Source organism: Pseudomonas sp. LBUM1662 (assembly GCF_059695915.1).
On record NZ_CP166793.1, the window covers coordinates 5,270,742 to 5,290,273 of the forward strand.

Here is a 19,532-nt window from a genome sequence, read left to right on the forward strand (position 1 = left end):
AACCTGATGCCATTGCGCCAGCGTCTCGAAAACCTCCCCGTCGGCCAGAAACTGCTGGCCGCCCTGCTCGTGCTGTTGATCACCATCCTGCTGGTCGCCAACCTGACCTTTATCAGCGCCGCGTACTACATTTCCCAAGAAAGCATGGCGCCCCAGGCCTTGCAGACCATCGGCCGACTGGTGTCCAACCCGAGCCTGGTGGCTGACGCCCTGGAGTCGCCGCAAAGCGCCGAACGCCTGCTCAACGAACTCAACAGCTATTCACCGCTGCGAGCGGCGGCCCTGTATGACGGCAAGGGTGAGCGACTGGCGCAGTTGCAGCATGGCGACAAGTTGCATCTGCCGGACCGCTATCGGCACATCGAATCCTGGCAGGCCACCGAGTTTCGCAGCAATCAGGTGATCACCCTGCCCCGCCCCGGCACGGCGCCGGGGCATCTGTTGCTGGTGGCCAGCAGCGAATTGCCGGTGGCGTTCTACACCGGGACCCTGACCGCCAGCCTGGGCATTCTGATCTTCAGTGTGCTGTTGTGGCTGGTGATCGCCCGACAGATCAAACGCCTGATTACCCGGCCGATCCATCAGCTCGAAGAGTTGTCCCGGCAAGTGACCCGCGAAGAGAACTACGCCCTGCGCGCCTCCCGAGGCAACCACGACGAAATCGGCAGCCTCGCCGAGGCCTTCAACACCATGCTCTCGCGGATTGAAGCCAGGGAGCAGCAGCTCAAACGTGCACGGGATGATTCCCAGGCCGCTTACGATCAGGCGCAAGGTCTGGCAGAGGAAACCCGTCACACCAACCGCAAACTGGAACTCGAAGTTCAAGTGCGCAGCAAGATCGAGAAGAAACTCACCGGTTTCCAGAACTATCTCAACAGCATCATCGACTCCATGCCGTCAGCACTGATCGCCCTCGACGAGCAGCTCTACGTCACCCAGTGGAATCAGGAAGCTAGCGCCCTGTCCGGCACCCGCCTGGACGAAGCCCTGAACCAGCCGATCTTCCTCGCCTTCGAGCCGTTGAAACCGTTTCTGCCACAGCTCAAGCAAACCGTCGAGCAGCACACGGTGGCGAAGATCGAGCGCGTCACCTGGTTCAAGGACGATGAACCCAAGCATTACGCATTGACCTTCTACCCGCTGATGGGCGGTGCCGGGCGCGGTGTGGTGATCCGCATCGATGACATTACCCAGCGCCTGTCACTGGAAGAAATGATGGTGCAGTCGGAAAAAATGCTTTCGGTCGGTGGCCTTGCCGCCGGCATGGCCCACGAAATCAACAACCCGTTGGGCGCGATCCTGCACAACGTGCAGAACATTCGACGACGCCTGTCGCCTGACTTGCCGAAGAACCTCGAACAGGCCGAGCTAGCCGGCATTTCCCTGGACACGGTCAACAAATACCTGCAATTGCGCGAAGTACCGCAGTTGCTTGATGGCATTCAACAGGCAGGCGCCAGGGCAGCGAAGATTGTCACGCACATGCTCAGTTTCAGTCGCCGCAGCACCCGCCAAATGGCCCCGTGCGACTTGCCGGCGCTGATCGATCAAGCAGTGGAAATCGCCGGTAACGACTTCGACCTGGCCATCGGTTTCGACTTCAAGGGTCAGGCGATCATCCGCCAGTTCGATCCGGCACTGGGCCCGGTGCCCGGCACGGCCAACGAACTGGAACAAGTGCTGCTCAACCTGCTGAAAAACGCCGCCCAGGCCATTCACCAACGTGAAGACGACAGCGAACCCGGTCGGATCATTCTGCGCACCCGACTGAATCCGCCATGGGCTGAAATCCAGGTCGAGGACAACGGCATCGGCATGAGCGAGAACGTGCGCAAACGCACCTTCGAGCCTTTCTTCACCACCAAGGAAATCGGTCAGGGCACGGGCCTTGGCTTGTCGGTCTCGTATTTCATCATCACCAATAACCACAAGGGGCAGATGGAGGTGCAATCGACATTGGGCCAGGGCACCTGTTTCACCTTGCGCTTGCCGCTGGCGGGTAGCCCCGTCACTTCTCAAGAACTCAATCACCTATCGAGGTAACCCATGGGCTTTCGCTTGTCGAAGATCTACACCCGCACTGGCGACAAAGGCGAAACCGGACTCGGCGATGGCCGCCGCGTGCCCAAGGACCATCCGCGAATCGAAGCCATTGGCGAAGTCGATACACTGAACAGCCAGGTGGGTGTGTTGCTGGCTGGATTGGCGGCAGAAAGCGCTGCGTATCCGGGGTTGAACGAGGTGATTGCGGTTTTGACGCCCTGCCAGCATCGGTTGTTCGACCTGGGTGGCGAGTTGGCGATGCCGGCGTATCAGGCGTTGAATGCAGCGGAAATCGAACGGCTGGAAGCGGCGATTGATCTGTGGAATGAAGAGTTGGGACCGCTGGAGAACTTCATTCTGCCGGGTGGTTCAGCGCTGATTGCCCAGGCCCACGTCTGCAGAAGCCTGGCACGCAGCGCGGAGCGGCGGTGTCAGCAGTTGAATGCGATTGAACCGTTAGCCGGGGTTGGGTTGGCGTATATCAATCGGTTGTCGGATGTGTTGTTTGTGGTGGCTAGGGTGATTGCCAAGCGGCAGGGGGTTGCCGAGATTCTTTGGCAGGCTGCCGCGAAGCCTCAGGAATAATTGGCGCCTGTCAGGACGCCTTCGCGGGCAAGCCTCGCTCCTACAGGTCTCGTATGATTCTGTAGGAGCGAGGCTTGCCCGCGAAGAGGCCGGTAGCTACACCACAGAATCAGGCCAGAACGCCCGAATCCCCGCCACACCCTGCGCCCCCACTTCCCAAGCCTTCTGCTGTTCCGCCGGGCCAACACCGCCCAACAGGAAAACCGGCTTGCTGAAACCTTCGATCAACGCCGAAGCCTGCTCCCAGCCCAACGGCAACGCATCCGGATGAGTCTGGGTCTTTTGCACCGGCGACAAGGTCACAAAATCCACGCCCATCTGCTCAGCCAGCGCCAGTTCTTCAGCGTTGTGGCAAGACGCCGCCAACCAGCGCGACGCCGGTAGCGGTCGACCCGCTGCCGCGTACTTGCGCAATTGCGCGGCCGTGATGTGCCAGCCGGCGGACGGGAAGTCGCCCAACCACTCGAACGGGCCCTTGATCATCAACTGCGCCTTGCCCGCACACAGCCCCGCCGCATCCACCGCCAGATCGCGGTACTTCGGATCGTAGCCGTTGGGTGCGCGCAGCTGGATCAACTTGATACCGCCAGCGATGGCTTTCTGGATACCGCGCAGCAAGGCCGGGGTTTCCAGGTCTTCAGGTGTAATCAAATACTGCGCAGGCAAGCGTGCAGCCGCAACGATCGGCTGGTTGGCCGCCGGGAACTCGTAGTTCAGCAGATCACGCTGAGCCACCCATTCCAAAGGCTGGCCTTCGGCGCCATGGGGTTCGCCGGTAAAAGCCGAGACTTCCCAAACGTCCAGCAACACTTGCTTGTCCGGGTAATCGTGGCGGACTTTGATCAACGGTCGCGCGGCACTGACCACAATGCCCAGTTCTTCATGGAGCTCGCGAGCCAGGGCGGTTTCGACGGATTCGTCGTCCTCGACCTTGCCACCGGGGAATTCCCACAAACCGCCCTGATGCTGAGTGTCGGCACGGCGTGCAATAAGGATCTTGCCGCTGCTGTCACGGATAACGGCGGCGGCTACGTGTACTCGTTTCACTGCCCAATCTCCTCCAGGCCTGCCTTCTGCCAGGCCTTGAACGCCGGCCACTGGTAGACGGTTTCGACGTAGGCTTCGTCCGCTGCCGGCAACTTCACCTGATACGTGCGCAGGCGCACGGCAATCGGTGCGAAGAAAGCATCGGCGAGGGTCGCGCCGCCGAACAGGAACGGGCCGGTTTCAGTGGCGGCCGCGCGGCATTCGGCCCACAACACCAGCATGCGTTCGATGTCCGCCTGCACCTCAGGAGGTGTCGGCGACAGCGGTGCATTGCGACTCAAGTCAAACGGCATATTGCCGCGCATGGCAAAGAACCCGGCGTGCATCTGCGCACAGGCCGAACGTGCCTGGGCACGGGCGGCAGGGTCTTTGGGCCAGAGGCCGGCGTCGGGGAATTGCTCGGCCAGGTATTCGGCAATCGCCAGGGAGTCGGCGATAGTGCCGTGTCCGGTTTTCAGCAGCGGGACTTTACCGGTCGGCGAGTGCTTGAGCAGACGTTCGCGGGTATCCGGCTGGTTCAGCTTGATCAGTTCTTCGGTGTAAGGGGCACCGGTAAGTTCAAGGGCCAGAGCGCCGCGCAGGGACCAGGAGGAAAGCAGTTTGTCGCCGATGATCAGGTGGAGGCTCATGTTCGGGACCTTTTGATGAGGGAAGCAGGCCAGTATTTTCAGTGTCTGGTCGGCCGTCTTCGCGGGCGAGCCTCGCTCCTACAGGTATTGCACCATTCTTGCAGGAGCGAGGCTTGCCCGCGAAAGCGATCTATCTTACGTACGGTACTCGGCGTTGATCTTCACGTACTCGTGGGACAGATCGGTGGTCCAGATGGTTTCGCTGCACTCGCCGCGACCCAGCTCGATACGGATGGTGATCTCTTCCTGCTGCATCACCGCCGCGCCCTGGGCTTCGGTGTACGTCGAGGCGCGGGCGCCACGGCTGGCGATGCACACTTCGCCGAGGAACACGTCGATCTTGCTCACGTCCAGGTTCGGTACGCCGGCACGGCCGACAGCGGCGAGGATGCGGCCCCAGTTCGGGTCGGATGCGAACAGTGCGGTCTTGATCAGCGGCGAGTGCGCCACGGTGTAACCGACGTCCAGGCATTCCTGGTGATTGCCGCCGCCGTTGACTTCGACGGTGACGAACTTGGTCGCGCCTTCGCCGTCGCGAACGATGGCCTGGGCCACGTCCATGCAGACTTCGAACACGGCCTGTTTGAGCTTGGCGAACAGCTCACCACTGGCCGAGGTGATTTCCGGCAGCGCAGCCCGACCGGTAGCGATCAACATGCAGCAGTCGTTGGTCGAGGTGTCGCCGTCGATGGTGATGCGGTTGAACGACTTGTTCGCGCCGTCCAGCAACAGGTTTTGCAGCACGTCGCGGGAGACTTTGGCGTCGGTGGCGATGTAGCCGAGCATGGTCGCCATGTTCGGACGGATCATGCCCGCGCCTTTGCTGATGCCGGTGACGGTGATGGTCACGCCGTCATGCTGGAACTGGCGGCTGGCACCTTTTGGCAAGGTGTCGGTGGTCATGATGCCGGTGGCGGCCGCTTCCCAGTTGTTGATCGACAGATCATCAAGGGCAGCCTGCAAGGCGCCTTCGATCTTCTCGACCGGCAGCGGCTCACCGATCACACCGGTGGAGTACGGCAGCACCAGGCTTGCATCAACGCCGGTCAGTTCAGCCAGTTTGGCGCAGGTACGTTCGGCAGCGGCCAGGCCAGGTTCGCCGGTGCCGGCGTTGGCATTGCCGGTGTTGGTCAGCAGGTAACGCACCGGGCCTTGCACACGTTGCTTGGCGAGAATGACGGGAGCGGCGCAAAACGCGTTCAGGGTGAATACGCCCGCGACCGTCGAGCCTTCGGCGCAGCGCATGACCACGACATCCTTGCGCCCCGGGCGCTTGATGCCGGCCGAGGCGATACCGAGTTCAAAACCGGCAACCGGGTGCAACGTTGGCAAAGGACCAAGACCAACAGCCATGAATGCGCTCCTTAAAAAATGATGTCAGCACCGCTCTCAGGAAGAACGGTGGTGTAAATGGCAAAACGCCGCGACGGCTGATGCCGGTCGCGGCGCGGGTATTTCAGCGATTGAAACGGGGTTTACTGGATCTGCCCGTGGCAATGCTTGAATTTCTTGCCCGAACCGCAGTAGCACAGTTCGTTACGGCCCAGCTTCTGTTCGTTGCGAACCGGTGCAGTAGCGAGGGCTACATCGACCTCTTCACCAAGCAGTTCCGGTTGCTCAAGCCCAGGAGCTTCGGCGTGTTCGAACTGCATGCGGGCGGCCAGTGCTTCGGCTTCCTGACGCAGGCGTTGCTCTTCGGCTTCCGGATCTTCGCGGCGAACCTGAACGTGCGACAGCACACGGATCGAGTCGCGCTTGATCGAATCCAGCAGCTCGGAGAACAGCGTGTACGACTCGCGCTTGTACTCTTGCTTTGGGTTCTTCTGCGCATAACCACGCAAGTGGATGCCGTGACGCAGGTGATCCATGGTCGACAGGTGGTCTTTCCACAAGTCGTCGAGTACACGCAGAACGATCTGCTTCTCGAAGGTACGCAGCGCTTCGGCGCTCGCCTGCTCTTCTTTCTCGTTGTACGCGGCGAGCAGCTCGTTCATCAGCTTCTCGCGCAGGGTTTCTTCATACAGGTGATCGTCTTCGTCGAGCCATTTCTGGATCGGCAGCGCCACACCGAAGTCGCTCTGCAATGCCGCTTCCAGACCAGCCACGTCCCACTGCTCAGGCAGCGATTGCGGTGGAATGTGTGCGCTGACGGTCGCGTTGAGTACGTCCTGACGGAAATCGGCAATGGTTTCGCCGATGTTGTCGGCGGCCAACAAACTGTTACGCATGTGATAGATCACTTTACGTTGTTCGTTGTTGACGTCGTCGAACTCGAGCAGTTGTTTACGAATGTCGAAGTTGCGGCCTTCAACCTTGCGCTGAGCCTTCTCGATGGCGTTGGTCACCATACGGTGCTCGATCGCTTCACCGGACTGCATGCCCAACGCTTTCATGAAGTTCTTCACCCGGTCAGAGGCGAAGATGCGCATCAGGCTGTCTTCCAGCGACAGGTAGAAACGGCTGGAACCGGCGTCACCCTGACGACCGGCACGGCCACGCAGCTGGTTGTCGATACGGCGCGATTCGTGGCGCTCGGAAGCGATCACCTGCAAGCCGCCCGATTCCAGCACTTGCTGGTGACGTTTCTGCCAGTCGGCCTTGATCTGGGCAATCTGCTCAGGGGTCGGGTTTTCCAGGGTCGCGACTTCCACTTCCCAGTTGCCACCCAACAGAATGTCGGTACCGCGACCGGCCATGTTGGTGGCGATGGTCAGCGCACCCGGGCGACCGGCCTGGGCAATGATCTCGGCTTCTTTTTCGTGGAACTTGGCGTTCAGGACCTTGTGTTCGATGCCTTCCTTCTGCAGCAGCGCAGACATGTGCTCGGACGTTTCGATGGTTGCAGTACCCACCAGCACCGGACGGCCCTGGGTCATGCATTCCTTGATGTCATTGATGATCGCCGCGTATTTCTCTTCGGCGGTCAGGAACACCAGGTCGTTGTAGTCTTTACGCGCCAACGGCTTGTTCGGCGGGATTACCATCACCGACAGACCGTAGATCTGGTGGAATTCGAACGCTTCGGTGTCCGCGGTACCGGTCATGCCGGACAGCTTGTTGTACAGACGGAAATAGTTCTGGAACGTGGTCGAGGCCAGGGTCTGGCTTTCGGCCTGGATGTTCAGGTTTTCCTTGGCTTCGATGGCCTGGTGCAGGCCTTCGGACAGGCGACGACCCGGCATGGTACGACCGGTGTGTTCGTCGACCAGGACGACCTGGCCATCCTGCACGATGTATTCGATGTTGCGATTGAACAGCTTGTGAGCGCGCAGACCGGCATAAACGTGGGTCAGCAGGCCCAGGTTGTGCGCCGAATACAGGCTCTCGCCTTCAGCCAGCAGGCCGACGCGGGTGAGCATGTCTTCGATGAACTGGTGACCGGCTTCGTTGAGTTCAACCTGACGGGTCTTCTCGTCGACGGTGTAATGGCCAGCCTTGGTGACTTCGCCTTCCACTTCTTCAACGTGCAATTCCAGCTGCGGGATCAGTTTGTTGATCTCGATGTACAGCTTGGAGCTGTCCTCGGCCTGACCGGAAATGATCAGCGGGGTACGGGCTTCGTCGATGAGGATGGAGTCGACTTCGTCGATCACGGCAAAATTGAGTTCGCGCTGGAATTTTTCTTCCATGCTGAACGCCATGTTGTCGCGCAGGTAGTCGAAACCGAATTCGTTGTTGGTGCCGTAGGTAATGTCGGCGGCGTAGGCCAGACGTTTCTCTTCCGGCGGCTGGAACGGGGTGACTACACCGACCGTCATGCCGAGGAATTCGTAGAGCGGACGCATCCAGTTGGCGTCACGACGGGCCAGGTAGTCGTTCACTGTCACAACGTGCACGCCCTTGCCGGACAGCGCGTTGAGGTAAACGCCCAGTGTTGCCACCAGGGTCTTGCCTTCACCGGTACGCATTTCCGCGATCTGGCCTTCATGCAAGGTCATGCCGCCGATCAGCTGGACATCGAAGTGGCGCATACCCATGACGCGCTTGCCGGCTTCGCGGGCGACCGCAAAGGCTTCGGGCAACAGCTTGTCGAGGGTTTCCCCTTTGGCGATGCGGGCCTTGAACTCGTCTGTCTTGGCACGCAATTGATCGTCCGAAAGGGCCACCATTTGCTCTTCGAAGGCATTGACGAGTTGCACCGTCTTGAGCATGCGTTTGACTTCACGCTCGTTCTTGCTTCCAAAAAGTTTCTTTAACAAAGGCGCAAACATATCGGCAGGATCTTCCACACTAAAGGGATGGAGGGCGGCCCCGTGAGTCGCCCGTGCAGCCCTCATGGCCGCATGCGAACGAGCATTCTACCCGGAAACGATGGTGAGGAAAGTGGCGTTATTCCACGATGCATGCACTGCGCTGTAACGGGGCTCACTTAAAATAAGGGCTTTTTGCGCAACTTCAAGCCATTCGCGGCAGAAGTTACTTGTTGATTTAATGGGTAAAGCGCTCGCAAAGCAATGGGTCAGGCGCATGTGGTGCTTTCTGCTACCATGGCGGCTCTGTTACTTCAGGTGTCTGATCATGGCATTTCGCCCTCTCACGGCCAGAGCACCCGCCGTTCTGCTTCGCGAAGCCAAGCCGCTGAAAGCCATTTTCGGCCACGCTCAACGCCTGGGTCATTTACAACGTCTGCTGGAAAGTCAGTTGCAGCCTGCTGCGCGCGAGCATTGCCATGTGGCTTCGTGGCGCGAAGGCAGTTTATTGCTGATCGTCACTGACGGTCATTGGGCCACCCGCCTGCGTTATCAGCAAAAACGTCTGCAACGCCAGTTACAGATGTTCGACGAATTCGCCAGCCTGACGCGGATTCTGTTCAAAGTGCAACCGCCGACCGTTCAACAAGGGGCGGCAGGCCATACCATCAGTTTGTCGACCGATGCGGGCGCGACCATTCAGGCCACGGCCGATGGGATCAGCGATCCGAATCTGCGAGCGGCGCTGGAGCGCCTTGCGGCGCACGCCAAACCCAAAACCTGAAATTGATACCTGACCTGTAGGAGCGAGGCTTGCCCGCGAAGGCGGTGTGTCAGGCTAGATCAACGCCACCTGATACACCGCCTTCGCGGGCAAGCCTCGCTCCTACAGGGGTTGGGGCCGGCCAGTGGTGTCAGCGGCGCTTGCTGCCGCCGAGTAGCGAGCCCATCAGTCCGCGTACCAGTTGTCGGCCCAGTTGATTGGCCGCCTGGCGCATCGCCGATTTCAGCGCCTGCCCCGCCGCCGTGCCGAGGAATTCCCCGGCCTTGTCGGTGAAGCTCGGCTCCTCTGGCGCCGGTTTGCCGGTCACCGCTTCTGCCTCCGGCGCCAACCCTTTGCGCCCCATCAATATTTCATACGCCGACTCCCGGTCAACCGGCTTGTCATACCGTCCCTTGAACGGTGACCCGGCGATCAGCATCGTGCGTTCGGTCTCGGTCAACGGCCCGATCCGCGATTGCGGCGGGGCGACCAATACGCGCTGGACCATCTCCGGCGTGCCCTTGTCCTGCAAGGTGCCGACCAGCGCCTCGCCGATCCCCAGTTCGGTCAGCACCGACAAGGCATCGAACGCCGGGTTCGGCCGGAAGCCTTCCGCCACTGCCCGCAGGGACTTCTGCTCCTTGGCGGTGAAGGCGCGCAAACCATGCTGGATACGCAGGCCGAGCTGGGCCAGCACGTCATCCGGCAAGTCGCCCGGCGATTGCGTGACGAAATACACGCCAACACCCTTGGAACGAATCAGCCGCACCACCTGCTCCAGGCGGTCCTGCAACGCCTTGGGCGTGCCGGCGAACAACAAATGCGCTTCGTCGAAAAACAGCGCCAGCAGCGGTTTGTCCGAATCGCCCCGCTCCGGCAGTTGCTCGAACAACTCAGCCAACAGCCATAGCAAGAACGTCGCATACACCTTCGGCGCTTCGTGAACCAGACGACTGGCATCCAGCAAGTGAATGCGCCCACGACCATCGGCCGTCGGTTGCAGAATGTCTTCGAGCTGCAACGCCGGTTCGCCGAACAGTGCTTCGGCGCCTTGTTGCTCCAGAGTCGCCAGACGCCGCAACAGCGCCTGACTGGAACCGGTGGTCATCAATGCCGCGTCGTCCCCCAGCAATTCGGGGTTGTCGCGCAAGTGATTGAGCAGCGCTTTCAAATCCTTGAGGTCCAGCAGCAACAGGCCTTCGCGGTCCGCCACCTTGAACGCGGCATACAGCGCCGACTGTTGGCTGTCGGTCAGTTCCAGCAGGCTGCCAATCAGCAACGGCCCCATTTCGCTCAAGGTGGTGCGCAATGGATGACCGGATTGACCGTGAATGTCCCACAAGGTCACCGGATAAGCCGCCGGCTTGTGGTTCAGCCACGGCATCCCGGCGATCCGCTCGGCGATTTTGCCTTGAGGGTTGCCGGCGGCGCCCAGGCCACACAGGTCGCCCTTGATGTCTGCCGCGAATACCGCGACGCCTGCATCGCTGAAGGCTTCGGCCAAACGCTGCAACGTGACGGTTTTACCGGTCCCGGTAGCGCCTGCGACCAGGCCGTGACGGTTCGCCAGGCGCATGGCCTGGGAGACAGGCTGGCCGGCAAGGTCAGCGCCAATAACGAGTTGCGATGAGTCAGGCATTTTGTCACCCATGGTTAATCTTTGATCCTGCATGGCCGATACAAATAGTTGTGAGACCAATCCGAAAATAGCGTCGGTAATTCCCTAAGGAGAGGATGGAAATATCAGCTTTTTTTCAAAATTGCCCATTTAGCGTGCCTTTATAAAAGCACGCTCAGGACATTAAGACCTTAGCGGACCCCCAAGCCATGAACAAAAACCTGCGCTTCAGCCATAAAATTTTGCTTGCCGCCGCCCTCATCGTCATTGCCGCCTTCGCCTCGTTCACACTGTACAACGACTATTTACAGCGCAACGCCATTCGCGAAGACCTGGACAATTACCTCAATGAGATGGGAGACGTCACCGCCAGCAACATCCAGACCTGGCTGGCCGGTCGTATCCTGCTGATTGATAACCTCGCTCAAAACATAGCCGTCAATCCTGAACAGGCCAACGTCGCCAGCCTGCTTGAGCAGAAAGCCCTGACGTCGACCTTCATGGCGTCCTACCTGGGCGATGCCACCGGCAGCTTCACGATTCGCCCCGACGCGAAAATGCCCGCCGGTTTCGATCCGCGGGTACGCCCTTGGTACAAAGGCGCCGAAAGCAGCAGCACGGCGACCCTGACCGAACCTTACATCGATGCGGCCACCGGCCAGACCATCATCTCCATCGCCACCGCCTCGAAAAAGGCCGGACAAAGCGTCGGCGTAGTGGGCGGCGACTTGAGCCTGCAAACCCTGATCGAGACCCTCAGCGCCCGCGACTTCGACGGTATGGGCTATGCCTTCCTGGTCAGCGCCGACGGCAAGATCCTGGTGCACCCGGACAAAGCCCTGGTGATGAAGTCCCTGAGCGAGGCGTACCCGAAAAACACCCCGCGCATCAGCAGCGACTTCAGTGAAGTGGAGGTCGACGGCAAGACCCGTATCGTCACCTTCACCCCGATCAAAGGCCTGCCGTCGGTCAACTGGTACATCGGCCTGTCGGTCGATAAAGACAAAGCCTTCTCGATGCTCAGCGAATTCCGCGCCTCGGCGGTCGTCGCGACGATCATTGCCGTGGCAATCATCATCGCGTTGCTGGGCATGCTGATCCGCATCCTGATTCAGCCGCTGCACGTCATGACCCGCGCCATGGAAGACATCGCCGACGGCGAAGGCGACTTGACCAAGCGTCTGACCATCGTCAACAACGACGAATTCGGCGTCCTCGGCAGGGCGTTCAACCGTTTTGTGGAACGTATTCACGGTTCGATCCGTGAAGTGTCCTCGGCCACCGGCCAGGTCAACGAAGTGGCCTTGCGTGTGGTCGCCGCGTCGAACTCGTCGATGTTCAACTCCGACCAGCAAGCCTCGCGCACCAGCAGCGTCGCCGCTGCAATCAACCAGCTCGGCGCCGCCGCCCAGGAAATCGCCCGCAACGCCGCCCAGGCGTCCAGTCAGGCCAGCGATGCCCGCAGCCTCGCCGAGGACGGCCAGCAAGTGGTGGATCGCAGCATCAAAGCGATGAATCAGCTGTCGAGCATGCTCAGCGCTTCGAGCACCAACATCGAATCGCTCAACAGTAAAACCGTGAACATCGGGCAGATTCTCGAAGTGATCACCAGCATCTCCCAGCAAACCAACCTGCTGGCACTCAACGCCGCCATCGAAGCGGCCCGTGCCGGTGAAGCCGGACGGGGTTTTGCCGTGGTGGCCGACGAGGTGCGCAACCTGGCGCATCGCACCCAGGAATCGGCGCAGCAAGTGCAGACCATGATCGAGGAGCTGCAAGTCGGCGCCCGCGAATCCGTCAGCACCATGAGCGACAGCCAGCGCCACAGCCAGGACAGCGTGGAAATCGCCAACCTGGCGGGCGAGCGCTTGAACAGCGTGACGTTGCGCATAGGTGAGATTGACGGGATGAACCAATCGGTGGCGACGGCGACCGAGGAACAGACGGCGGTGGTGGAGTCGATCAATGTCGACATTACCGAGATCAATACGCTGAACCAGGAAGGTGTGGAGAACTTGCAGTCGACGTTGCGGGCGTGTTCGGACCTGGAGCAGCAGGCGGCGCGTCTGAAGCAGTTGGTAGGCAGTTTCCGTATTTGATGCGCCATTGAGGGCCTCTTCGCGGGCAAGCCTCGCTCCTACAGGTTCACACGAATCCTTGTAGGAGCGAGGCTTGCCCGCGAAGGCGGTCTGTAACACACCGCAAAAACCTCGCTGGATCCCCGCGCCACAAAACCCCAACCGAACATCTATCCTTCATAAAGGTCAACCTAGGGAGAACAACGGACCGGAGGGATGCTCATTGTGCATATCGCGGACATAACCATGTTCTACGCCCCTGCCAGCGGAGGCGTGCGCACGTATCTGGATGCCAAGCACCGACGCCTGAGTATCAAGCCAGGCATTCGCCACAGTTTGCTGATTCCGGGGGCACACCTGAGTGAACAGGATGGCGTTTACACTGTTCCAGCCCCGGCCCTGCCCTTCGGCAAGGGTTATCGTTTCCCCCTCCGTCTCTCGCCTTGGCGAAATGTCCTGCAGGATTTACAGCCCGACCTGATCGAAGTCGGCGACCCTTATCTCACTGCATGGGCCGCTCTGGATGCGCGCCGGCAACTGGATGTGCCGGTGATCGGGTTTTATCACTCCGACCTGCCGCTGCTGGTCAGCAACAGGATGGGTAACTGGGTGACCCCGAACGTTGAGGCTTATGTCAGCAAGCTGTATGGCAACTTCGACCGGGTTCTGGCACCGAGCCAGGTCATGGCCAACAAGTTGATCGGCCTGGGCGTGAAGAATGTGTTCGTGCAGCCGTTGGGTGTCGATCTGCAAACGTTCAATCCTGGCGCCAGGGACAGCGGCCTGCGGGCCGAACTGGGCATTGATGAAAACACCCATCTGCTGATCTTCGCCGGACGGGGTTCCAAGGAGAAAAACCTGCCGGTACTCCTTGGCTGCATGCAGCGTCTGGGGCCTCGTTATCACTTGCTTTTAGTCGGTTCGTCGATGCCCGCCGTGGTGCCGGACAACGTCACCGTCGTCGATGAATTCTGCCCGGCCTCGCAAGTCGCGCGATTGATGGCCAGCGCTGACGCGTTGCTGCATGCCGGTGATCAGGAAACCTTCGGCCTGGTGATCCTCGAAGCCATGGCCAGCGGCATTCCGGTCGTGGCGGTGGCTGCCGGGGCCTTTCAGGAAATCGTGACCGATCAATGCGGCTTGCTTTGCGCGCCGAACAATCCGTTGGCGATGGCCAACGCGGTGCGCGAGCTGTTCGGTCAGGGCAGCGCCGCCCTGGGCAAACGCGCCCGCAGCCATGTTGAACAGCATTACGCCTGGGACACCGTGGTCAACAGCCTGCTGGGTCACTATCACGCGGTGCTTGGCAGCCAATGGCCGCTGACCGCGAATGGATGAGCCCATGAACCCGCAGAGCCTGTTACTCGTGCTGCATGACGTTGCGCCGCAGACCTGGGCCGATTACCAGCCTTTTGTCGAAGCCGTCGATGCCGTGGGCGACATACCGATGACCTGGCTGGTGGTGCCGAATTTCCACAAGCACAACGACCTGCATGAGCATCCTGGGTTCAGGCGCTTGCTCACCAGCCGCGTCGCCCGAGGTGACGAAATGGCGTTGCACGGCTACTTTCATTGCGATGAAGCCCCTCCTCCCAACAATCCCAGAGACTGGTTCATGCGCCGGATCTATACCCACGAAGGCGAGTTTTACAGCTTGTCGCAAGCTGCCGCCCTCGCCCGCCTGCGTGCCGGCATCGAGGTGTTCCATCGCTATCACTGGCCGCTGGAAGGCTTCGTCGCCCCGGCCTGGCTGATGAGCGAAGGCACTCGTCAGGCCTTACGCCAATTGCCGCTGAGCTACACCAGCGATTCACAGCATCTCTATCGGCTGCCGGATTTCACGTCCATCGATGCGCCGGGGCTGGTCTGGAGTGCGCGCAGTGCCTGGCGCCGGGGCTTGTCGAAACTCGTCAGTAACCAGCGTGAACAGCGCTGGCAGCAAGCGCCGGTGATTCGACTTGGCTTGCATCCGGTGGACATGCGCCACGGGTTCTCGCGCAATTACTGGCTGCAAACCCTCAAGCGTTTGCTCGATGAAGGGCGAGCGCCGATGACCAAGGCCCAGTGGCTCTCTTTGCACAGTGACCGTCTTGGTCGCGCCGCATGAGCCGGGGAATTCTGCTGTTTATCGCCTTGCTCGTTGCGGTGCTGATTCCGTTGCTGCTGGGCGGCAACGAGACGTGGTCGCGGCTGCAAAATTTTCCGTTGAATGAACTGCTGGTCATGTTCGGCATGATCTTGCTGTGCTGGGTGGTGAACACCCTGCGCTTGCGCCTGTTGCTGGGCGATCAATGCGACAAGGTGGGCCGAGTGAAAAGCCTTGGCGTGGTGATGGCCGCCGAGTTTGCCTATTGCGCCACACCCGGAGGCAGTGGCGGACCGCTGACCATCATGGCGCTGCTGGCGCGCAACGGTGTGCGCCCGGCACGGGGCAGCGCAGTGTTTGCCATGGACCAACTCAGCGATCTGCTGTTTTTCCTCTGCGCGTTGATCGGGATTCTGATTTACGCACTGTTCCAGCACCTCAGCGAACGCCTGGAATGGCTGCTGATCGTCAGCGCCGTCTCGATGTTCGGCGGGTTGATCAGTTGCGTGGTGGTGGCCCGCTACCATCGACTGCTGATTCGCCTGAGCGGGCGATTGCTCGTTCGCCTCAATGTCAAAGGCACCACGCGCCTGCGCTGGGCACGCAAGCTTCTGCATTTCCTGGCGGCGTTTACTGACACGTTGAAGTTGCCGATTCCGACATTGATCAAGGTGTTTGCCCTGACCTGCGTGCATTGGCTCCTGCGGTATAGCGTGCTTTATCTGGCACTGCGCGGGCTCGGGGCGGATTTGCAGTGGGCCTGGTGTTTCCTGATTCAGATGCTGTCGCTGAGTGCCGGGCAATTCAGCCTGTTGCCGGGCGGTGCCGGCGCGGCAGAGTTGACGTCGGCGGCGCTGCTGGCGCCCATGGTGGGCAAATCCACGGCGGCGGCGGCGATTCTGATCTGGCGGGCGGTGACGTATTACTTCTACCTGGTGGTCGGCGGCCCGGTGTTTTTGCTGATGCTGGGGCGGCCACTGCTCAAGAAGCTGATGAAGTTCAAGCAGGCTTAGGCTTGTCTTCGGGTACTTGCTGCAACTGTTCCCACAACTCGGCGGCACCGGGAAACTCTGTGCCGTCTTCGGCGCTCATGTCATCCGGGTCGTAGCGACTCAGACAGCCCTCCCCCAAAGTGGCAGGTGCCTTGGAAGTGGCTTTGTCGAGTGGATCGGCCATGGTCATGTCCTCAGTGCAGAAACGGCGAAGGGCCTGAAGCGATTGAACGCCCAGGCCCTTCGAATTTCAACCGTGTTGTGTGGCTATCAGAACACCACGGTCTTGTTGCCGTGCACCAGCACCCGGTCTTCCAGGTGATAACGCAGACCGCGGGCCAGCACCATTTTCTCGACGTCACGGCCGAAACGGACCATGTCTTCAATGCTGTCACTGTGGCTGACGCGTACCACGTCCTGCTCGATGATCGGACCGGCGTCCAGCTCTTCGGTCACGTAGTGGCAGGTCGCGCCGATCAACTTCACGCCACGCAGGGAGGCCTGGTGATACGGCTTCGCGCCGACGAACGACGGCAGGAAGCTGTGGTGAATGTTGATGACCTTGTGCGCATATTCCCTGCACAACGCGGGCGGCAGGATTTGCATGTAACGGGCAAGTACCACCACTTCGGCATCGTGCTGTTTGACCAGACGCGAGACTTCAGCGAAAGCCGGCTCTTTGTTCTGTGGATTGACCGGCACATGGTAATAAGGAATGCCGTGCCACTCGACCATGCTGCGCAAGTCGTCGTGGTTGGAAATCACACAGGAAATTTCGCAATCCAGTTCGTCACTGTGCCAGCGGTGCAGCAAGTCGGCCAGGCAGTGGGACTCACGGCTGGCCATCAACACAACGCGCTTTTTCTGCGCGGTGTCGGTAATGCGCCAGTCCATCGAGAACTCTTCGGCAATGGGTGCAAACGCTTCGCGAAAGGCTTCAATACCGAAAGGCAGCGAATCGGCACGAATTTCGTGACGCATGAAGAACCAGCCACTCTGATTGTCCGAGTGATGGCTCGCTTCAGTGATCCAGCCGTTATGTGACGCCAGAAAGTTACTGACTTTAGCAACGATGCCGACGCGGTCCGGGCAAGCAATCACCAGCCGAAAAGTGCGCATGAGGGGGAAACTCCAGAACTTCGCAAAGGCCGCCATTCTAGCGATTGCGCAGCAAAACTGCAGTATTGATGTCACGTATCCCTGCACGTTGCTCAGTGACACCGCTTGCCGCAGCACCTCGCCGCCCGCGCGATGGTGTTCTTGTAGTCAATCTTCAAGCGTTCAATTGTGAATATCTGTGATGACTGCATCACACTTTTAACTCTGCGTTCAATTTATGTCCTATTCACCGCAACTAATTTAAATAAAACACCGGTTAAATGTTTACTTGATGAAACACCCTGACTATTATTGCGGCACTGTCACCCTGCCATCCAGCGCCCAACATAAGGTAGTACTCATGTCCTTGATCAACGAATACCGCGCCACCGAAGAAGCTATCAAAGAGCTGCAAGCCCGTTTGAAGAACCTGTCCCAAGACGACAAACTGCAAACCGAGCTGGAATTCGAAGGCAAACTGCGCACCCTGATGGGCGAATACTCCAAGTCCCTGCGTGACATCATTGCTTTGCTGGATCCAGAGTCCAAGACCAAAGCACCACGCGGCGGCGCAGTAAAAACGACTGGCACCAAGCGTGCTCGCAAAGTTAAACAATACAAAAACCCGCACAACGGCGAAGTCATCGAAACCAAAGGTGGCAACCACAAGACTCTGAAAGAGTGGAAAGCCAAGTGGGGCGGTGACGTGGTTGAAGGCTGGGCTACCCTGCTGGGCTAAGCCCAACAGGTAGTCAAAGACTTATCCGCGACAAAAAATAACGCCAGCTGATGCTGGCGTTTTTTTATGCCCGGAATACAGTCCGGGCATTTTTCGTTTTCAAAGACTCAAACGTTTGCGTAATCCCTCGACATAATTCTGCCATTCATTCAGCACCTCTCGCTGAAACGATGTAGCAGTAACATTCAATTGGGCTGCGGCTTCTACAAAACTTTCAAGCGTATTGGGCGCCCCCCATTCAGGGGTCGACAAACGTTGCTGACAGAATATTCGCCAGCGTTCTTGCTCCTCGAAATTCAACGTGTCGGGGAAGTTGCGTGCGCGATAACGAAACAATAGTTCAGGTAAACGTTCGTCATCGAAAGGCCATTGCTGTTGTGATAATTGGGCAGGGTCTGCGGACCTGACTTGCTCGCATAGCCGCCGATCGCGATCACCGATAAATCCATCGTATAACTGTTGTTCGGGGTCTTGGCTCGAGGTGAAATCTTCGCTGGCATAAATCGCCAACACTTTATCTCGCCAAACTTGTTGTGCGTCACTTAGCCGCAGCACACGCTCCTGATAAAGCGCCATGTCCAGCCCCAGGCGTTGCTGATCGTCCGGACGAAGTACCGACAATGGCGCGACCACCGGGCACTTGTTGATGTGAATAAGCTTGAGCGGCACCGGCAATTCGCCGTCGGCCAGATCATCGCGGCGGGTATACAGCCGCTGACGCAAGGTGTCTGCGTCCAGATCGAGCAACCCTTGGGGGTCCAGATGCAGGTCACAGACGATCAAGGCGTTTTTGTTGCGCGGATGCCAGGCCAGCGGCAGCACCACACCGACATAACTGCGAGCCGCCGAGAATCGCCCGGAAATGTGCACCATCGGCTGTAACAGCCGAATCTGATCCATTACCTTTTGTTTGCTGCGCAACTTAAACAGCCAGTCATACAACTTCGGCTGCTTCTCGCGAATCAGACGTGCGAGGGCGATGGTGGCGCGAACGTCCGACAGCGCCTCGTGGGCATTGCCGTGGTCAATGCCATTGGCGGCGGTCAGCCGTTCGAGCTTGAGCGTTACCCGCCCTTCATCATCGGTTGGCCAGACGAGGCCATCGGGACGCAACGCGTAGGCGGCGCGCACCACATCGATCAGGTCCCAGCGGCTGTTGCCGCCCTGCCACTCGCGGGCATACGGGTCGAAAAAGTTTCGGTAGAGGCTATAACGGGTCATCTCGTCATCGAAACGCAAGGTGTTGTAACCCGCCCCGCAGGTACCCGGCGCCGCCAGTTGAGCATGCACCCGGGTCATGAAGTCGGCTTCGCTCAAACCGTGTTCGGCCAGTTGGCCCGGCGTAATGCCAGTGATCGCACAAGCGGCCGGATGCGGCAGGATGTCGTCGCTGGGCTGGCAAAACAGGTTGACCGGCTCGTCTATTTCATTGAGATCGAAGTCGGTGCGAATGCCCGCCACCTGCAGCGGACGGTCGCATCGGGGATTGATGCCAGTGGTTTCGTAGTCGTACCAGAAGATCGAGGTCACGGGCTGTTCCTGAACTGAAGATCGGCAAAGTCTAGGCGTTCACATCCTGCCCCGGCCAGTAACTTGTCATTCAATCACCTCTGCTTACGCAACGTGCAATACATAGTTATGTCGTTTCCCCCCGAGAGACTGCT

At 59.5% G+C, this 19,532-nt stretch carries 16 protein-coding genes and 1 pseudogene; 9 read left to right on the top strand and 8 right to left on the bottom strand.

The features are described 5' to 3' along the window. Window positions 1-6: 6 nt before the first annotated feature. Window positions 7-2,043 (top strand): sensor histidine kinase, encoded by a 2,037-nt coding sequence (locus ACA049_RS23920; protein ID WP_497330329.1) that lies wholly within the window; start codon window positions 7-9, stop codon window positions 2,041-2,043. A 3-nt stretch (window positions 2,044-2,046) separates the two neighbouring features. Then, complete coding sequence (locus tag ACA049_RS23925; RefSeq protein WP_497330331.1) at window positions 2,047-2,628, top strand: cob(I)yrinic acid a,c-diamide adenosyltransferase; 582 nt, start codon at window positions 2,047-2,049, stop codon at window positions 2,626-2,628. A 96-nt stretch (window positions 2,629-2,724) separates the two neighbouring features. On the opposite strand, the gene ACA049_RS23930 is transcribed toward ACA049_RS23925, so the two are convergent. The 4 genes from ACA049_RS23930 to secA all read right to left on the bottom strand — a co-directional run bounded on the left by ACA049_RS23930 (window position 2,725) and on the right by secA (window position 8,515). Next, entirely contained in the window at window positions 2,725-3,675 is a 951-nt protein-coding gene (locus tag ACA049_RS23930; protein WP_497330333.1) for a Nudix family hydrolase, read from the bottom strand. Continuing rightward, a complete protein-coding gene (locus ACA049_RS23935) occupies window positions 3,672-4,304 on the bottom strand; it encodes a glutathione S-transferase family protein (RefSeq protein ID WP_497330335.1) in 633 nt (210 codons plus the stop codon). The genes ACA049_RS23930 and ACA049_RS23935 overlap by 4 nt, the downstream gene beginning before the upstream one ends. Window positions 4,305-4,439: 135 nt before the next feature. Further along, complete coding sequence (gene argJ, locus ACA049_RS23940) at window positions 4,440-5,657, bottom strand: bifunctional glutamate N-acetyltransferase/amino-acid acetyltransferase ArgJ (protein ID WP_497330337.1); 1,218 nt, start codon at window positions 5,655-5,657, stop codon at window positions 4,440-4,442. A 122-nt stretch (window positions 5,658-5,779) separates the two neighbouring features. Beyond that, window positions 5,780-8,515: a preprotein translocase subunit SecA gene (secA, locus tag ACA049_RS23945; RefSeq protein WP_497330339.1), complete on the bottom strand. Its 2,736-nt coding sequence runs from the start codon at window positions 8,513-8,515 to the stop codon at window positions 5,780-5,782. Window positions 8,516-8,822: 307 nt separating this feature from the next. On the opposite strand from secA, the gene ACA049_RS23950 reads away from it, so the two are divergent. Further along, window positions 8,823-9,278 (top strand): DUF721 domain-containing protein, encoded by a 456-nt coding sequence (locus ACA049_RS23950; RefSeq protein WP_008147416.1) that lies wholly within the window; start codon window positions 8,823-8,825, stop codon window positions 9,276-9,278. A 130-nt stretch (window positions 9,279-9,408) separates the two neighbouring features. Here the strand turns inward: ACA049_RS23950 and ACA049_RS23955 are convergent, their stop codons facing one another. Further along, the gene (locus ACA049_RS23955) at window positions 9,409-10,896 is read right to left on the bottom strand and encodes a helicase HerA-like domain-containing protein (RefSeq protein WP_497330341.1); all 1,488 of its coding nucleotides are present in this window, start codon (window positions 10,894-10,896) and stop codon (window positions 9,409-9,411) included. A 188-nt stretch (window positions 10,897-11,084) separates the two neighbouring features. Here ACA049_RS23955 and ACA049_RS23960 point away from each other — a divergent pair. From ACA049_RS23960 to gpgF, 5 genes and pseudogenes are all read left to right on the top strand, one after another. Next, window positions 11,085-12,116: pseudogene (locus tag ACA049_RS23960) on the top strand (HAMP domain-containing protein); the annotation flags it as partial. Between the two features lie 93 nt (window positions 12,117-12,209). Then, window positions 12,210-12,974: a methyl-accepting chemotaxis protein gene (locus ACA049_RS23965; RefSeq protein WP_427701491.1), complete on the top strand. Its 765-nt coding sequence runs from the start codon at window positions 12,210-12,212 to the stop codon at window positions 12,972-12,974. A gap of 195 nt (window positions 12,975-13,169) precedes the next feature. Beyond that, entirely contained in the window at window positions 13,170-14,291 is a 1,122-nt protein-coding gene (gpgS, locus tag ACA049_RS23970; protein WP_497330343.1) for an N-acetylglucosaminyl phosphatidylglycerol synthase, read from the top strand. Beyond that, window positions 14,284-15,060, top strand: coding sequence for an N-acetylglucosaminyl phosphatidylglycerol deacetylase (gene gpgD, locus ACA049_RS23975; protein ID WP_497330345.1), 777 nt, complete (start codon window positions 14,284-14,286; stop codon window positions 15,058-15,060). The genes gpgS and gpgD overlap by 8 nt, the downstream gene beginning before the upstream one ends. After that, a complete protein-coding gene (gene gpgF / locus ACA049_RS23980; protein WP_497330347.1) occupies window positions 15,057-16,052 on the top strand; it encodes a glucosaminyl phosphatidylglycerol flippase in 996 nt (331 codons plus the stop codon). The genes gpgD and gpgF overlap by 4 nt, the downstream gene beginning before the upstream one ends. On the opposite strand, the gene ACA049_RS23985 is transcribed toward gpgF, so the two are convergent. Together ACA049_RS23985 and purU are read right to left on the bottom strand one after the other, a co-directional pair. After that, window positions 16,039-16,215 carry a hypothetical protein gene (locus ACA049_RS23985; protein WP_497330349.1) on the bottom strand — a complete coding sequence of 59 codons (177 nt, stop codon included), beginning with the start codon at window positions 16,213-16,215 and terminating at the stop codon, window positions 16,039-16,041. The genes gpgF and ACA049_RS23985 overlap by 14 nt on opposite strands. An 86-nt stretch (window positions 16,216-16,301) precedes the next feature. Then, window positions 16,302-17,150: a formyltetrahydrofolate deformylase gene (purU, locus tag ACA049_RS23990; protein ID WP_497330351.1), complete on the bottom strand. Its 849-nt coding sequence runs from the start codon at window positions 17,148-17,150 to the stop codon at window positions 16,302-16,304. Between the two features lie 340 nt (window positions 17,151-17,490). Here purU and mvaT point away from each other — a divergent pair, with 340 nt between their 5' ends. Then, window positions 17,491-17,868, top strand: a complete 378-nt coding sequence (gene mvaT, locus ACA049_RS23995) for a histone-like nucleoid-structuring protein MvaT (protein ID WP_007933316.1) — start codon at window positions 17,491-17,493, stop codon at window positions 17,866-17,868. 99 nt (window positions 17,869-17,967) lie between these two features. On the opposite strand, the gene sbcB is transcribed toward mvaT, so the two are convergent. Further along, the gene (gene sbcB, locus ACA049_RS24000; RefSeq protein ID WP_497330353.1) at window positions 17,968-19,398 is read right to left on the bottom strand and encodes an exodeoxyribonuclease I; all 1,431 of its coding nucleotides are present in this window, start codon (window positions 19,396-19,398) and stop codon (window positions 17,968-17,970) included. Window positions 19,399-19,532 lie beyond the last annotated feature (134 nt).

What these genes read in the sequence shown, in the direction of transcription:
- ACA049_RS23965 (WP_427701491.1), top strand. Translation starts at nt 12,210, where the DNA reads ATGTTCAACTCCGACCAGCAAGCCTCGCGCACCAGCAGCGTCGCCGCT.
- argJ (WP_497330337.1), bottom strand. Translation starts at nt 5,657, where the DNA reads ATGGCTGTTGGTCTTGGTCCTTTGCCAACGTTGCACCCGGTTGCCGGT.
- purU (WP_497330351.1), bottom strand. Translation starts at nt 17,150, where the DNA reads ATGCGCACTTTTCGGCTGGTGATTGCTTGCCCGGACCGCGTCGGCATC.
- secA (WP_497330339.1), bottom strand. Translation starts at nt 8,515, where the DNA reads ATGTTTGCGCCTTTGTTAAAGAAACTTTTTGGAAGCAAGAACGAGCGT.
- ACA049_RS23955 (WP_497330341.1), bottom strand. Translation starts at nt 10,896, where the DNA reads ATGCCTGACTCATCGCAACTCGTTATTGGCGCTGACCTTGCCGGCCAG.
- gpgF (WP_497330347.1), top strand. Translation starts at nt 15,057, where the DNA reads ATGAGCCGGGGAATTCTGCTGTTTATCGCCTTGCTCGTTGCGGTGCTG.
- ACA049_RS23925 (WP_497330331.1), top strand. Translation starts at nt 2,047, where the DNA reads ATGGGCTTTCGCTTGTCGAAGATCTACACCCGCACTGGCGACAAAGGC.
- ACA049_RS23935 (WP_497330335.1), bottom strand. Translation starts at nt 4,304, where the DNA reads ATGAGCCTCCACCTGATCATCGGCGACAAACTGCTTTCCTCCTGGTCC.
- ACA049_RS23950 (WP_008147416.1), top strand. Translation starts at nt 8,823, where the DNA reads ATGGCATTTCGCCCTCTCACGGCCAGAGCACCCGCCGTTCTGCTTCGC.
- ACA049_RS23920 (WP_497330329.1), top strand. Translation starts at nt 7, where the DNA reads ATGCCATTGCGCCAGCGTCTCGAAAACCTCCCCGTCGGCCAGAAACTG.
- gpgD (WP_497330345.1), top strand. Translation starts at nt 14,284, where the DNA reads ATGGATGAGCCCATGAACCCGCAGAGCCTGTTACTCGTGCTGCATGAC.
- gpgS (WP_497330343.1), top strand. Translation starts at nt 13,170, where the DNA reads ATGCTCATTGTGCATATCGCGGACATAACCATGTTCTACGCCCCTGCC.
- mvaT (WP_007933316.1), top strand. Translation starts at nt 17,491, where the DNA reads ATGTCCTTGATCAACGAATACCGCGCCACCGAAGAAGCTATCAAAGAG.
- ACA049_RS23985 (WP_497330349.1), bottom strand. Translation starts at nt 16,215, where the DNA reads ATGGCCGATCCACTCGACAAAGCCACTTCCAAGGCACCTGCCACTTTG.